General features: G+C 54.8%; 14 protein-coding genes. 13 read left to right on the top strand and 1 reads right to left on the bottom strand.

Annotated features, from left to right (window positions below; all coding sequences use genetic code 11):
* Nucleotides 1-218 precede the first annotated feature (218 nt).
* A complete protein-coding gene (locus H4J77_RS11525; protein ID WP_123887764.1) occupies nucleotides 219-1,067 on the top strand; it encodes an SDR family NAD(P)-dependent oxidoreductase in 849 nt (282 codons plus the stop codon).
* A 43-nt stretch (nucleotides 1,068-1,110) separates the two neighbouring features.
* Here the strand turns inward: H4J77_RS11525 and H4J77_RS11520 are convergent, their stop codons facing one another.
* Complete coding sequence (locus H4J77_RS11520; RefSeq protein WP_305955049.1) at nucleotides 1,111-2,199, bottom strand: alpha/beta fold hydrolase; 1,089 nt, start codon at nucleotides 2,197-2,199, stop codon at nucleotides 1,111-1,113.
* Nucleotides 2,200-2,707: 508 nt separating this feature from the next.
* Between H4J77_RS11520 and H4J77_RS11515 the strand changes: the two genes are divergently transcribed.
* The 12 genes from H4J77_RS11515 (at nucleotide 2,708) to fliG (ending at nucleotide 15,255) form a co-directional block, all read left to right on the top strand.
* Nucleotides 2,708-4,129 (top strand): flagellin, encoded by a 1,422-nt coding sequence (locus H4J77_RS11515; protein WP_123887765.1) that lies wholly within the window; start codon nucleotides 2,708-2,710, stop codon nucleotides 4,127-4,129.
* Nucleotides 4,130-4,201: 72 nt separating this feature from the next.
* The gene (locus tag H4J77_RS11510) at nucleotides 4,202-4,606 is read left to right on the top strand and encodes a flagellar protein FlaG (protein WP_235869587.1); all 405 of its coding nucleotides are present in this window, start codon (nucleotides 4,202-4,204) and stop codon (nucleotides 4,604-4,606) included.
* Between the two features lie 104 nt (nucleotides 4,607-4,710).
* Nucleotides 4,711-6,177 (top strand): flagellar filament capping protein FliD, encoded by a 1,467-nt coding sequence (gene fliD / locus H4J77_RS11505; protein WP_123887766.1) that lies wholly within the window; start codon nucleotides 4,711-4,713, stop codon nucleotides 6,175-6,177.
* 3 nt (nucleotides 6,178-6,180) lie between these two features.
* Nucleotides 6,181-6,549 (top strand): flagellar export chaperone FliS, encoded by a 369-nt coding sequence (fliS, locus tag H4J77_RS11500; protein ID WP_123887767.1) that lies wholly within the window; start codon nucleotides 6,181-6,183, stop codon nucleotides 6,547-6,549.
* Between the two features lie 233 nt (nucleotides 6,550-6,782).
* Nucleotides 6,783-7,166 (top strand): flagellar export chaperone FliS, encoded by a 384-nt coding sequence (gene fliS / locus H4J77_RS11495; protein WP_123887768.1) that lies wholly within the window; start codon nucleotides 6,783-6,785, stop codon nucleotides 7,164-7,166.
* An 11-nt stretch (nucleotides 7,167-7,177) separates the two neighbouring features.
* On the top strand, nucleotides 7,178-7,474 hold the full coding sequence (locus tag H4J77_RS11490; RefSeq protein WP_123887769.1) for a flagellar protein FliT: 297 nt from the start codon (nucleotides 7,178-7,180) through the stop codon (nucleotides 7,472-7,474).
* A gap of 159 nt (nucleotides 7,475-7,633) precedes the next feature.
* Nucleotides 7,634-9,103 carry a sigma-54 dependent transcriptional regulator gene (locus H4J77_RS11485; protein ID WP_123887770.1) on the top strand — a complete coding sequence of 490 codons (1,470 nt, stop codon included), beginning with the start codon at nucleotides 7,634-7,636 and terminating at the stop codon, nucleotides 9,101-9,103.
* Between the two features lie 107 nt (nucleotides 9,104-9,210).
* The gene (locus tag H4J77_RS11480) at nucleotides 9,211-10,434 is read left to right on the top strand and encodes a PAS domain-containing sensor histidine kinase (protein WP_372237828.1); all 1,224 of its coding nucleotides are present in this window, start codon (nucleotides 9,211-9,213) and stop codon (nucleotides 10,432-10,434) included.
* Nucleotides 10,431-11,843: a sigma-54 dependent transcriptional regulator gene (locus tag H4J77_RS11475; RefSeq protein ID WP_123887772.1), complete on the top strand. Its 1,413-nt coding sequence runs from the start codon at nucleotides 10,431-10,433 to the stop codon at nucleotides 11,841-11,843. The genes H4J77_RS11480 and H4J77_RS11475 overlap by 4 nt, the downstream gene beginning before the upstream one ends.
* 307 nt (nucleotides 11,844-12,150) lie before the next feature.
* The gene (gene fliE / locus H4J77_RS11470) at nucleotides 12,151-12,483 is read left to right on the top strand and encodes a flagellar hook-basal body complex protein FliE (protein ID WP_123887773.1); all 333 of its coding nucleotides are present in this window, start codon (nucleotides 12,151-12,153) and stop codon (nucleotides 12,481-12,483) included.
* A gap of 38 nt (nucleotides 12,484-12,521) precedes the next feature.
* Entirely contained in the window at nucleotides 12,522-14,240 is a 1,719-nt protein-coding gene (gene fliF / locus H4J77_RS11465) for a flagellar basal-body MS-ring/collar protein FliF (protein WP_123887774.1), read from the top strand.
* Complete coding sequence (fliG, locus tag H4J77_RS11460; protein WP_123887775.1) at nucleotides 14,233-15,255, top strand: flagellar motor switch protein FliG; 1,023 nt, start codon at nucleotides 14,233-14,235, stop codon at nucleotides 15,253-15,255. The genes fliF and fliG overlap by 8 nt, the downstream gene beginning before the upstream one ends.
* The last annotated feature ends 25 nt before the right edge of the window (nucleotides 15,256-15,280 follow it).

Here is a 15,280-nt window from a genome sequence, read left to right as displayed (position 1 = left end):
ACCTCGTTATGCCAACTATAGGACATAACCAGCGGAGGTGAGGGTGTTTTGCCGGGCCTCATCTCAGAATATAACGAGCTTTATAAATCGGACTGCTTGGGCTAGATCAATCCGGCCCATAGCGCTGGTATGGTTAATGTGAACGAGGCATGCTATTCACCTTATTTATAATTCATCGACGTCCGAATAAGCAGGGCGCAGATTCAGAGGAGTAGGGCATGCAAAATCTACAGGGCAAAGTAGCGGCTATTACCGGCGGCGGCAGTGGGTTGGGTCGTGAATTTGCGCTGTGTTGCGCAGCACGCGGCATGAAGCTGGTGCTGGGTGATGTAGATGAAGCAGGCATGCAGGAAACCCTGCGCGTGGTCGAAGCCGCGTACCCGGGCACGCCAGCCGCGACCATGCGGCTGGACGTATCCAAGCTGGAGCAAGTGCAGGCCTTTGCCGATCTGTGCAAAAGCGAATTTGGCGCCGCGCATTTGATCTTTAACAACGCTGGCGTAAGCGTCGGTGGTCCGGCTTGGGAAAATACCGTTGCGGACTGGGAATGGGTAATGGGCGTCAATCTGTATGGCGTGGTCTGGGGCGTTAAAGTCTTCACCCCAATGTTTATCGAGCAGGGCGAAGGTCACATTATCAATACCGCCTCCGCAGCTGGCTGGTTGAATGGCCCGAGCATGTCGATTTACAACGTCACCAAGCACTCGGTCGTTGCTTTGTCAGAAACCCTGGCGCTGGACCTGCAAGACATCGGTGCCAAAGTCGGCGTAACCTGCCTCTGCCCGGCCTTCTTCCCCACCGGCATCTCCGATTCGCAGCGCAACCGGCCTGCGGATATGGCAGATACCATCACGCCCAGCGAGATGATGCTCAAACGCACCGAAATGACCAAAGCCGCAGTGCAAAAGGGCAAGATTCAAGCGCCGGACATCGCCGAGCAAACCCTCAAGGCGGTAGAAGCTGACCAGTTCTACGTATTCCCGCACCGCAAGATCAAGCAGCTGATCGGCCTGCGTGCCCAAGCGGCGGATGCTGAAACCACCGTGTTCGACTCAATGAATCCCTGATCGCCGCGACAGCCTGCAGCTCTTTTTTTTGAGTGCAGGCTGTTCAGCCAACCATCGCCAGCCGGTGATGTGGCTGGTGTATTGTCTGCTGGGCCTCGCCAAACACAAATTCTTCGATTGCCGCTCTGGTGTCCTGCCAGGCTGTCTTGTGCTCCAAGTCCAGAAAGTGCCCGGTATGCGCGATACGCACGAAGGTCGCGCGGGGCGCCAGATCAGCAAAGTGCAGCGCATCATCCACGCTGGTGTACTTGTCCCAGGTTCCATTGATAAACAGCAGCGGAATATCAATATTGCTCACGCAACTCATGTACTGACTACTGTCCAGCTCCAGCACCTGGCGAATATGCAGCAACATCTGCGCGTACTCATGCTCATCCAGACTGCTGACATGTCGGAAGTTGCAGCGTTTGAACAGCGGTGGCAGGTGCTCGCCAATGGTTTCATTGATCAGATTGCCGATCTGCTGACGATCACAGGCAGCAAGATAGGTTTTGCCGCGTGATAGATAGTCATGCATCGCCGGGTTGATGATGGGCGAGAAAGAGGTGATTGTCGCGCGCTTGATGCGATCAGGGCGCTGGGCCAGTGCCAGCATGGTAGCGACCCCGCCCCAAGAGAAGGACAGCACTTGGTCAACACAGAAATGTTCAATCAGATCCAGCAGGATCAGCGCCTCATCTTCTTTGCCGATTAGCAGGTGGTTGCTGTTGTGTGCCCGTGAATGCCCACTGTAAGGTTGATCAAAGAGTACAACGTTGAATAGTGGCCTCAGATAGCGCAAGGTCTGCCCGAAGGACGCACTTGTCGCCAGTGAGCCATTGACTAGGATGATGGTCGATTCGGCGGTGGGATTGGGGTAGAACCAGGTGTGCACCTTTAAATCTCGGTGCACGCGAATAACGGCTTTTTCAGCGTACATGGGTACCTCGGCGTCAGTCTGTTGGCGTGCGCCTTGGCACACGGGTCTGGAAATGACACCAGCTAACCCCACGGAGGTTACAGGGGTGTTGCATGGCTGTACCGCTGGGGCAATCTTCATGCAGATGTAATGTAGGGCGGTGCGCTGAGCGGGAATCGCTGAACTGATCGCTGCCATGCTCGGCGTGGGAATGCAGCGCGGGGCGCTTAGCATCCCTCCTGCTACCCGAGTCGCCCAGAATGCGTGCGTTCCCACGCCGAGCATGGGAACGATCATGTAGTAGAGCACGCTGCCGCGGGATTCCGGTCGTTCCCGCGCTCCGCGTGGGAATGCAGTCCAGGACGCTCAGCGTCCCTGCTGCAACCAGCGTTACTCAGACCGTGCGCGTTCCCGCGCTGGAGCATGGGTACGATCTACGGGAGGACCATGCCCAGCCGAAATCAGGCCCGTGCAACACTCGCCCTAAAGTTATTCCTCACCCCGTCGATAAATAGTCATCGGCGGAGCATCTGATTGGCGTCAAAACCATGTCAGGTGCGTTTAGGGTGTTCTGGGTTAGCTGAGCGCTTGCAAAGCACAGCAAAAATAATTCAGCAAAAACCCTAAAGGTCCTGACAGGGATGCCGATAAAGTAATCGAATGCGAACTCAATGGGTGCCTGGGCAAAGCCGGCCCGCGAGTCGCAAGCTCAGGCAAACAACACTAGGTCGAGGTATTTATCATGGCTCTTACAGTCAACAGCAACATCGCTTCCCTGAACGCTCAGCGTAACCTGAGCTCGTCTTCCAGCAACCTGTCTACTTCTCTGGAGCGTCTGTCTTCCGGTTCGCGCATCAACAGCGCCAAAGATGATGCTGCTGGCCTGCAGATATCCAACCGTCTGACCAGTCAGATCAACGGTCTGGGTGTTGCGGTAAAAAACGCAAACGATGGTATCTCTATCGCGCAGACCGCTGAAGGTGCTTTGCAAGAGTCTACAAATATCCTCCAGCGCATGCGTGATCTGTCTCTTCAGGCTGCCAACGGTAGCAACAGCGATGTAGACCGTGATTCACTGCAGAAAGAAGTTTCTTCATTGCAAAGCGAGCTAACTCGAATCGCTGATACGACTTCATTCGGTACTCAGAAGCTGCTGGACGGGACTTTTGGAAGTAAGAGCTTCCAAGTGGGTTCTAACGCAAATGAGACTATCTCAGTAAGCTTGTCAGATGCATCAAGCGGCAAACTTGGTGAGAACGTGAAATCTGGTGCTGGTGGTGTGTTCGGTGCAGCGGCTGCTGCCGGTACGGCGTATGGCGTTGCTACTGGTGCAACCGACATGGTATTGAGCGGCAACCTCGGCACCTCTGTTGGAACTGACGTCTCAACACAAAACGCAAAGGATGCAGCAGCTACACTTAACGCTTTGGGGACGGGTGTCGAAGTATCTACTAAGGTCTCTGTAGAATTAGCGAACTTTACTGCAGCTGACACAGGTACGTTGTTTGTTGGGGATACAGAGTATGATCTCAGCAAATACAATGGCAGTGCGAAGGAGCTTGCAGCTGCTATCGGCAAAGATGGCTATTCTGCAACGTTTGATAGCACTACCAATAAGCTCACTGTTTCAGCTGAAGGCGTAGAAGGTATTCGTGCTGAAGGTACTGCCTCTGGTACGTTGACTATTGCTAATGCAACCGGGGGCACTGTTGGCGCTAGCGATGTTGTGGACGTGGGCGGAGTGGTTGTTAACTCTGAGCTTAAGTTCAGTTCGAGCGATGCTTTCACTGTGACTGGTGGGACTGGTACTACTGCGGCCATTACTTCGGCAGGCACTACGTCAACTTTGGCCTCGGTTAACACTATCGACATTAGGTCTCAGGACGGTGCTCAAGACGCACTCTCCATTATTGATGCGGCTTTGGCTAGTATCGACAGCCAGCGAGCTGACCTCGGTGCGGTACAGAATCGTTTTGATTCGACCATCAGCAATCTGCAAAACATTGGTGAGAACGCTTCAGCAGCACGCGCTCGCATCATGGATACCGACTACGCTGCTGAGTCTGCCAACCTGGCCAAAAACCAGATCATGCAGCAGGCTGGTACTGCGATGCTGGCTCAGGCCAACCAGTTGCCACAGGCGGTCCTCAGCCTGTTGGGCTAAGGGTAAACTGAGGTAATATTGCGTAGAGAGGGCGCGCCCTCTCTCCGCTTTCTCCTTTGTGAGGTACGCGCCATGGATATGGGTGTAATTAAACCGTTTGAAGTAACCCGCTCTGCGCCAAGCGCTGCGGCGGTGGAAGCGGGCGCCGGCAAGGGCCAAGCAATAAGGCAGATGGACGCTGCACAATCAGCATCAGCGCCGCAACCGGTAGAGACACAAACCCCTGAAGCGGTAGAGCAAAGCCCGGAAGTAGAACGCGATCAACTGCAGACAGCAGTGACTGATCTCCAGGATTTTATCCAGTCGGTACGCCGAGACATCAATTTCAATCTTGATGAAGACAGTGGCCGAGTGGTGGTTAATGTAACCGAGGCAGCCAGTGGTGATGTGATTCGCCAGCTTCCCTCGGAAGAGGCATTGCGATTGTCGGAAAATCTTTCTGAAATCCGCAGTTTATTGTTTGAAGCCAAGGCCTGACTAACTGCTTGGCTATGCCGGTTGGTGGCATGGGATTTGCTTTCTTTCCGGAAACGTACGTTCGGCAAGCGAACCGTCAATAATCGGTCGCAGAGGGTAAAGTCATGGCAATTACCGGTATCGGCTCTGGTTTAGATATCAATAGTTTAGTTGGCGCTCTGGTCAACGCAGATGCGGCTCCCAAAACGGCGCAGCTGGATCGGCTCGAGAAAGCCACCACCACCAAAGTGTCGGCACTCGGACAATTCCGCAGTGCGCTATCTACTTTCCAGGCCGCCCTTGAAAAGCTTAACGATCCTGCACTCTTTGAAAAGCGCAGCGCCACCTCCAGTGCGACGGATAACGTCAGTATCTCGGCCAGCTCCAAAGCTGTTGCTGGCAATTATAATGTGCAGGTATTTAACCTAGCGCAGACCGGTAAGGTAGCTTTGGCAGGGTTTGATAACGCTACCGATGCACTGGGTACTGGCACCCTTACCATCAGTGTTGGCGATGAGTCGCTGGACATTGATGTGCCTGAGGGCGGTAACAGTTTGGCTAATATCCGCGATGCAATTAACAAGGCCGGCAAAGAGAGCGGTCTGAGCGCGACTATTGTTAATGATCCAAGCGGTGAGGGTGGTGCACGGCTGGTATTGAGCTCTAGCAAGTCGGGTACTGGTAATGATATCAGCGTGGCTGTATCGGCAGATGCTGCGGGCGAGCTTGGTAAGCTGGCATTTACTCCGCCATCTGGTGTTGATGCTAATTTTGAGCCAACCTCTGCAGATGCAAACGATCCGCGAGCCGCGCGCGTCATTAGCTATTCTCGAGATGCCAATTTCGCCATTGATGGTTTGAATCTCAGCAGCGCCAGCAATACCGTTGAAAACGCCATCGAAGGCGTGACTTTGACACTCAAAAGCGCGCAATCGGCTGAGTCGCTGGCGAATGCTGAAAGCATTAACGTAGGTGTGGCTGAGGATAAGGTTGGTGTTCGCAAATCGATCACTGATTTCGTCGATGCATACAACAAGATGCTTGGCAGCGTAAATGCTCTAACCAACGTCACAGCTGTTGGCGGTGATAATTCTGAACCTTTAGTGGCAGCTTTGGTGGGTGATTCTTCTGTGCGCTCATTTATGAGCAGCATGCGTGGCGAGTTGGGCTCTCCGGCGAGTGGTGATGGTATTCGTGTTTTGTCCGAGCTAGGTATTACTACTCAGCGTGACGGTAAGCTGGCAGTGGATGACACCAAGCTGGATGAGGCACTGGAAAGTAATTTTGAACAGGTAAATGCTTTTTTCACTGGCGATGAAGGATTGATGGCGCGTCTGGAAAGCAAGGTTAAGCCATATACGGAAACTGGTGGTTTGTTGGAAAATCGTACCAAAGCGTTGCAGAACACACTGTCAGGGCGCGGTGGGGTGGACGAGCAGCGCGAAGCCCTAACTCTCCGCTTGGGTAAACTGGAAGCACGCTTGTTCGCACAGTTTAATGCTATGGATACGCTAATCTCCCAACTGAGTAGTACAGGTGGGTTTCTTGACGCTCAACTCGACAGTCTCCCCGGCTTCGTGAAAAAGGATTAAGCAATGGCTAGCCCAATCGACACCTACAAGCAGGTTAATATTTCGCAAGAAGTATCCCAGTATCGCGCCGTGCAACTGCTGCTGGACGGCGCTATTGAGCGCCTCAAATTAGCCCGTCACGCGCAGGCAACCGGTAACCCTGAACGACGCGGTGTGGCGGTGAGCAGCACCATCAGCATCATCGGGGCACTTCAGGCGTCGTTGGATAAAGATATGGGCGGCGAGATCGCCGAAAATCTTGATGCACTTTACGATTATATGACCCGTAAGCTAGCTGGTGTCGCCTTGGATGACACGCCGCGCTCGCTCGATGAGGTTCAGCAGTTGTTAAATGAGATCAAAGAAGCTTGGGATGCCATTGAACCTGCTTGATTGATCGCTCTTTAATACAGAACTTCCACGTTTAAGCTGCTTATTTGGGTATGCACTGCTTCTGCTTCTGCTTCTGCTTCTGCATCTGCATGCGCAAGTAGGCCGCGCTTGCGATGGGACGGCTATCTTCGCTAGGCTGTTATATATGTTGTTCTTTTTAGCAAATTCGCCTCAAGTTTCCCCCGCGCTGCCGATATAAACATCATGTGCCATCTATCTTCAGGATATGCCCCATGAATGCTTATGCCGCGATGAAGCAGTACCAAACCGTCAACGTTAACGCGCAGATCAGTGAAGCTGATCCGCATCGTTTGATCCAGATGCTGATGGATGGTGGTTTGCAACGTGTAGCTCAGGCCAAGGGTGCCATGCAGCATAGCAACGTGGCGTTGAAAGGTGAGCAGATTGGTAAGGCTATCGCGATAATTGGTGGCCTGCGTGAATCGCTGGACCACAAGCAGGGCGGTGAGGTTGCTGGTAATCTCGATAGCCTCTATGCTTTCATGCAGCAGCGTTTAAGCCAGGCTAATTTGCGTAACGAAGTGGCATTACTGGATGAGGTGACCGAACTGCTGCGTGAAGTTAAATCCGGCTGGGACGGCATTCGCCAATCTTGAGGAGCACTCCGATGGCTAATGCCGTTGAACAAATCCAAAACACGCACGAATCCTTGATCTCTGCTGTGCAGGCCGGCGACTGGCAGCAAGTAGGCGAGCTGGATCGGCTTTGCCGTCTGCAGGTCCAGCAAGCTATGCAGGACCCGCAGCGTGACGATCAGCAAATTGCTGACGTACTGGAGCATCTGAGCGGTACTTACCGTGAGGTCGTTGCCTTGTGCCAGGCAGTGCAAGGCAAGCTGGCGGAGGAGTTGCAGGGGTTACAGAAAAGCCGTCAGGGTGCCAAGGTATACCAGATGTTTGACTGAAGGACTCTGACTGCAAATAATTAGCCAACTTTGCTGCGCCAACTATTTGACTGTTGCGTCATTTCTGACTACATTTAAGCCCAATATAATAGAGTGTGGCTCGGTGCTATCATTATGCCGTGTCCTACCTAGTGCGCCCACAGGAAAGCCCCCCTGCCTATGCTGCTCAACAGTCATATCTTGTCGATCGACGACTCCCCGCAAAACCGCCATGACTTGGCTGTTATTCTCGGCTTTTTGGGCGAGGACGCTATTATCAGTGACTCGCAGAGCTGGCTTGCCGATGCGGGTGCTCAGGTTGAATCTGCGGGCGCGGTCAAGTGTGTCATTCTCGGTCGCTGCGAGCATGAGCATGGCTTGCCTGCGCTGCTGGGACAGCTCGATAAGTGGGACGAAAACCTGCCGGTGATCCTGATTGACCCAGAGCAATCGAGCAAATGGCCTGATCACCTCAAGCAACGCCTGCTGGCCGTGCTGGAACCTCCGCTCAGTTATAACCATCTGCTTGATGCCTTGCATCGTGCCCAGGTGTACCGCGAGGTTTTTGAAGAGAACGCTAATCGTCAGCGCCAGCGAGAGCCCAACCTGTTCCGCAGTTTGGTAGGTACCAGCCGCTCGATTCATTCCGTCCGCCAGATGATGCAGCAGGTTGCCGATACGGAAGCGACAGTGCTCATTCTGGGAGAATCGGGCACCGGTAAAGAGGTGGTCGCGCGCAACCTGCATTACCACTCGCGCCGTAAGGACGCTCCCTTTGTGCCGGTGAATTGCGGTGCGATTCCTGCCGAGTTGCTGGAAAGCGAGCTGTTTGGTCATGAAAAGGGCGCTTTCACTGGCGCTATTACTAGTCGGGCGGGGCGTTTCGAGCTGGCTCAGGGCGGCACGTTGTTTCTCGATGAAATAGGCGATATGCCGCTGCCGATGCAGGTCAAACTGCTTCGCGTGCTGCAGGAGCGCACCTTTGAGCGCGTTGGTAGCAACAAGATCCAGACTGCGGATGTGCGAGTGATTGCGGCAACGCATAAGAACCTGGAGCAGATGATAGAGCAAGGCAGCTTCCGTGAAGACCTGTTCTATCGTCTCAACGTATTTCCTATCGATATGCCCGCCATGCGCGAGCGCATTGAAGATTTGCCGCTGTTGCTGAACGAGCTGATTACCAGGCTCGAGCAGGAAAAACGTGGCTCAATTCGTTTCAGTACCTCTGCCATCATGTCGCTGTGTCAGCACGAGTGGCCGGGTAACGTGCGTGAACTGGCAAACCTGGTGGAGCGTATGGCTATCATGCATCCGCATGGTGTTATCGGTGTGGGCGAGCTACCACGCAAGTTCCGCTATGTAGAAGATGACCAGGACGACCTGCGTCAACTTCGAGAAGAGGATGACGAGCGCAATGATGCTTTCAGTGGCTTGGTCGGGCTCGATAGTCCTGCCTTCCTGCCGCCAGAGGGGCTGGATCTGAAAGACTATCTCGCGGGTCTTGAGCAGACGCTGATTCAGCAGGCGCTTGATGAGTCCAACGGTGTGGTCGCGCGCGCTGCGGAGCGGCTAAAAATCCGTCGCACGACCCTGGTTGAGAAGATGCGTAAGTACGGTCTCAATCGTGGCGCTGACGTGTCAGAAGACTGACGCGACTTTCTTTTTTTATTGATAAGCTCTTGTTTTAAATCATATATTATTTAGTGGCACGGGCTTTGCTTTGTCTCCCCTGACGACAGGTTTCAGTACCCAGGGGAATCCCGATGGCCGTATCCGCAAAACCCATTTCGCAGGACGCAAAGCAGGCTGACGCAGAGAGTGACGCTCAGCCGCTGGCAGGTGCGTACGCGCGTTTTAGTGAAGTCTCTGAGCAGCTGGCGCAGTCGCATGCATTGCTGGAACAGCAGGTTTCCATGCTCAAGCGTCAGCTCGCCGATGCCGAGAAGCAGCGCACGCATGAGTTGTCGGAAAAAGCCCGCTTGGCCGGACGCCTGCAAAATGTACTGGATTTGCTGCCCGGCGGCGTGGTGGTTCTCGACGGGCGAGGTGTGGTGCGCGAGGCAAATCCTGCCGCGCGTGAGCTGTTAGGTGAACCACTGGAAGGCCAGCTGTGGCGAGACCTTATTCGCGATCGCTTCGCGCCGCGTGATGATGATTACCACGAGGTGTCTTTACGCAGTGGTCGGCGGGTATCGCTGGCTACCCGGTCTTTGATTGGTGAGCCTGGTCAACTGATCCTGTTGAATGATTTGACCGAAACCCGTCAATTGCAGAGTCGTTTGGCGCGCAGTGAACGCCTGTCAGCACTGGGACGCATGGTCGCCTCGCTGGCTCACCAGATTCGTACCCCCCTTTCTGCAGCCCTGCTATACGCCGAACACCTTAACGATCAGGCATTGGCGCCAGCTCATCGTGTGCGTTTTACCGAGCGTCTTCAGGGTCGTCTGCATAGCATTGAACACCAGATTCGCGACATGCTGCAGTTTGCCAAGGGCGATTTGCCGATTGAGGACTACTTGCCGGCGTCGATTTTCTTTGAGTGGCTGCAGAATCAGGCGGACAACCTGATCGAAGAAAAGGGGGGGCGTTGTCGCTGGGACTACTTGCTGTCAGAGGATGTGATGCTTCGCTGCAATCGCGACACCTTGACTGGGTCGGTAACCAATTTGATCGATAACGCCTTGCAGGCAGGTTCTCCTGGCGCCAACCTCAAGGTCACCATGCGCTTGATTGAGGGTCAGCTGAGTATCAGTGTGGTAGATACCGGGCGAGGCATGTCGCCGGAACTACTGGCGCGTATTGGTGAGCCTTTCCATACCACCCGTGCGCAAGGTACAGGTTTGGGTGTTGCGGTAGTCAAATCGGTTGTTAAGGCGCATAGCGGGATGTTTATGCTGCGCAGCAAGGCGGGCTGGGGCACCTGTGCAGAGATACTTCTGCCGGTTCGCCAGTTGGATCTGGATGAACAGGAGGCCTTATGAGCACTCAGACCACCCGTGTTTTGCTGGTTGAGGATGATCAGTCATTACGTGAAGCGCTGGCTGATACCCTGATGCTGGGCGGCTACGACTACGTACAAGCGCCGGATGCAGAGACCGCGCTGAAATTGCTGCGCCAGGAAAATGTCAGCATGGTTATCAGTGATGTAAATATGCCGGGCATGGATGGCCACGCACTGTTGCGGCACTTGCGTAGCGATTATCCCCATTTGCCAGTGTTGTTGATGACGGCTTACGGCACAGTGCAGCAGGCCGTTACTGCCATTCGTGATGGTGCGGTTGATTATTTGGTTAAGCCTTTTGCGCCCAAGGCGCTACTCGATCTGGTGGCGCAGCATGCTCAGGGCAAGCTTCAGTTGATACCCGGTGAGGGGCCGGTTGCGGTCGAGCCCGCCAGCCTGCAGTTGCTGGATTTGGCACGTCGGGTTGCTGCGAGCGACTCCACCGTGCTGGTGTCTGGTGAGTCGGGTACCGGTAAGGAGGTGCTGGCGCGGTACATTCATCAGAACTCACCACGCGCAGAGCAGCCCTTTATCGCAATCAATTGCGCAGCTATTCCCGAAAACATGCTGGAAGCTACCTTGTTTGGTCATGAGAAGGGGGCCTTCACCGGGGCGGTCGCGGCGCAGGCTGGCAAGTTCGAGCAGGCGAATGGCGGTACGCTGCTACTTGACGAAATTTCTGAAATGCCACTGAGTCTGCAGGCCAAACTTTTGCGTGTTTTGCAGGAACGAGAAGTGGAGCGTGTGGGCGGTCGTAAGCTGATCAAGCTGGATATTCGCATCATCGCTACCACTAACCGTGACCTCCCTGCGGAGGTGGCGGCAGGCCGTTTCCGTGAAGACCTGTATTATCGCCTTGGCGTTTTTCCTCTGCAGTGGCAAGCACTGCGCGAGCGCCCCGGCGATATTCTGCCGATTGCGGAGCGGTTGCTGGTCAAGCACAGCGGTAAAATGAATATGAGTGCTGTGCGCTTTTCAGCTGAGGCGATAGAAGCTATGCGTGCGCATGCCTGGCCAGGCAACGTGCGCGAATTGGATAACGCCGTTCAGCGCGCGTTGGTGCTGCAGCATGGAGGGCTAATCCAGCCGCATGACTTATGTTTGACGGTGGCGCCTGGCGCAGCGGTGACGGCGAGTGCAGTCAGACCGCTTACTCCCGCAGTTGAGGCTGCTCCTGTGGATGCTCAGCCCGTGAGCGGCGGTGTATTGGGTGCAGGCGTTAAACAGCGCGAGTACCAGATGATCATTGATGTGCTGCGCTCTGAGCATGGTCGTCGCAAGGAGGCGGCAGACCGTCTGGGTATTAGTCCTCGCACGTTGCGTTATAAGCTCGCACAGATGCGTGATGCCGGCCTGGACGTTGAGGCCAGCCTGTTCGCGGGGGTCTAATCCGCTAGGACTGTATGGATAAAAGGGCGGCTCAGGCTGATGGCCGCCTGGTTGCTTTGGCTCTGCCCTTATCTGTTTCGTCGTCCTGGTACTATTAGTCTGTTCGTTGTGGTGGTTGCATTTCTGCTAGATCGCTTTTCCCCGTTCTTTGAGCATTCCTTTCATGCTGCCATTGCTGGCTGACTGTCTCGCATACCTGCCTGTGTATTCCTCCTGCTTGCGTTGATGTTGTCTGTTGGCATCCATTTTGCTTGAGTACCTGTAAAGCGACAGTAGCCGTCAAAAAATTTACGGCGTGGAGGCAGGTATGACCCAAGGTGTTGAATTCAATCGTTTGATGTTGCAGATGCGCACCATGCAAATGGAGGCCATGGGTAAACCGCAACCAGTGGCCAAGGTAGAGCAAAACGTCAATGCTCCGGCTTTTGATGACATGCTCAAGCAGGCCGTTGACCGCGTGAACGAGCTGCAGAAGACCACTGGTGAGCTACGCACGGGCTATGAACGAGGTGATCAGGGAATTGATCTGACCGAAGTGATGATCGCATCGCAGAAGTCGTCAGTTGCCTTCCAGGCCATTACGCAGGTGCGAAATAAAATGGTGAGCGCCTACGAAGACATCATGAAGATGCCGATCTAGTCTGTATTATTAGCTGCTGACTGTCTGAGGAAAGACCCATGGAATCCGCCAACATACCTGCTACCCAGAATCAGTCGAGCGCTGAGCGTAAACCGCTCATGGGCTTGGCTGTTCTGGATAATCTGTCGCAGCTGCCGATGTTACGACAGTTTGGCCTGCTGATTGGTCTGGCAGCCAGCGTAGCCATTGGTTTTGCTGTGGTGTTGTGGTCGCAGGAGGCGGATTACCGCCCGCTGTACAACAGCATGGAAGGGTATGACGCATCCCAGGTAGTGGATATTCTGCAGCAGAGTCGGGTCGACTATAAAGTTGAGCCTAACAGTGGCGCTTTGCTGGTTCGCACTGAAGATCTGGCTGACGCGCGCATGCGCTTGGCCAGTGTGGGGATTGCGCCAACCGACGGCAATGTCGGGTTTGAGATTCTCGATCGTGAGCAAGGTCTGGGTACCAGCCAGTTCATGGAAACGACGCGCTATCGTCGAGGCCTGGAAGGCGAAATGGGGCGGACCATTTCCAGTCTCTACAACGTCAAGAACGCGCGGGTACACATTGCCATGCCGCGCTCCACGGTCTTTGTTCGCGATGACCGCAAGCCCAGTGCTTCGGTGCTGCTGGAGATGTATGCCGGTCGTCGATTGGAGCCCGCGCAGGTCATGGCCATCGTCAATTTGGTGGCGACCAGTATTCCAGAGCTGGATAAAGACCAGGTCACCGTGGTGGATCAGAACGGCAATCTGCTGTCCAATCAGAATGAACTGAACGAATTGACCGTGGCCGGTCGTCAGTTTGATTACTCGCGCAGGCTGGAAGATACCTATACCCGCCGTGTACATAATATTCTGCAGCCGGTACTCGGTGAGGGGCGCTACAAGGCCGAGGTCTCGGCTGATGTGGATTTCAGCGCAGTAGAGTCTACCGCCGAAATGTATAGCCCCGAATCTGCGTTGCGCAGCGAGCAGGTGGTAAGCGAAGAACGTAGTGGTTCTGCGGGTCCAGTCGGTATACCCGGCGCCTTGTCCAATCAGCCGCCGGTAGCCGGTCAGGCGCCAGAGCAGGTTGTTGATCCGGTTACCGGCGAGCCTGTTGCACCCGTTATCCCCAAAGACACCCGTGAGCAGGCTACGCGTAACTATGAGCTTGATCGCCAGATCAGCCATACACGTCAGCAGCAGGGGCGCCTGCGTCGTCTCTCGGTTGCGGTAGTGGTTGATGATCCCGCGGAGATCAATGCAGAAACAGGCGAGGTCACGCGTACGCCGCTGACCGAGGTGGAGATTGCTCGCTTGACGCGCCTGGTGCAGGATGCGGTTGGCTTTGATGCGAGTCGAGGTGATAGCGTAAGTGTGATCAATAGCGCCTTTGTTGCTCAGCCTGATGCCGAGCCTTTGCCGTCCATCCCTTTCTGGGAGCAGCCCTGGTTCTGGGATGTGGCGAAGCAGATGCTGGGTATTCTGTTTGTACTGATACTGGTGTTCGCCGTGCTGCGTCCGGCATTGAAGAATCTGACTGTGGCCAGCCGCGGCGGCAGTGGTGACGACGGTTATGCCTCGTCTCTGCCGGGCGGTGCCATGGGTGGGCTGGATGGCGATTTGAGTCCTGATCAGGTTAGCCTGTCCGGTTCTGGCGCCGGCCCCGTGTTGCTGCCGCCACCAGGCGCCGGGTATGAGCAGCAGCTGAATGCGATCAAGGGGCTATTGGCTGAAGATCCGGGCCGGGTGGCTCAGGTAGTTAAAGAATGGATTAACGCTGATGAGTGAAGACGCGAGTAAGCGCCCGCAAAAACTGTCTCGCCTGGATAAGGCTGCAGTCTTTTTGTTGAGTCTTGGTGAGTCGGACGCCGCCGCCATTCTCAAGCATATGGGGCCAAAGGAAGTGCAGCGCGTAGGTAGTGCCATGGCGGGCTTGCGCGCGGTGCACCGCGAGCAGGTGCAAGAGGTCATGGGTGACTTTATCGAGGTAGTGAGTGACCAGACAGGCCTCGGAGTCGGGGCTGATGGTTATATTCGTACCATGCTGACCCAGGCATTGGGCGAAGATAAGGCCAATGGCCTGGTTGATCGTATTTTGCTGGGCGGCAATACCTCTGGTCTGGATAGTTTGAAGTGGATGGAACCACGCGCGGTAGCCGATGTGATTCGCTTTGAGCATCCACAAATTCAGGCCATCGTGGTGGCCTACCTTGACCCCGATATGGCGGCTGAAGTTGTCGGCTATTTTGACCACAAGGTTCGCCTTGACGTGCTGCTGCGTGTGGCCTCACTGAATACCGTGCAGCCCTCCGCGCTGAAAGAATTGAACGAGATTCTGGAGAAGCAGTTCGCCGGGAACTCTAATACCACCCGCGCTAACATGGGCGGTATCAAGCGCACTGCCGATATTATGAACTTCCTTGAATCAAGTACCGAGTCGCAGTTGATCGAAGCCATCCGCGAGATGGATGAAGATCTGTCGACCAAGATCGAGGACTTGATGTTCGTATTCGATAACTTGTCCGAGGTGGATGATCGCGGGATTCAGGCACTGTTGCGAGAGGTGTCTTCCGAGGTTCTGATCATCGCGCTCAAAGGGGCCGACGAGTCTATTAAGGATAAGTTCCTGCGCAACATGTCCAAGCGGGCATCCGAACTGCTGCAGGACGACCTGGAAGCCAAAGGGCCGGTGCGCATCAGCGAAGTAGAAGCTGCGCAAAAAGAGATTCTCACGATTGCTCGACGCATGGCCGATGCTGGCGAAATCATGCTGGGTGGCAAGGGCGGCGAGGAAATGGTCTAAAGGCTGAACTACGCCTGGGTGCCGC

Source organism: Pseudomonas sp. 5Ae-yellow (genome assembly GCF_014077575.1).
GTDB classification, from domain to species: Bacteria; Pseudomonadota; Gammaproteobacteria; order Pseudomonadales; family Pseudomonadaceae; genus Halopseudomonas; species Halopseudomonas neustonica.
The sequence above is the reverse complement of the archived record's forward strand: the minus strand, read 5'-3'. Positions and strand labels throughout refer to the sequence as shown.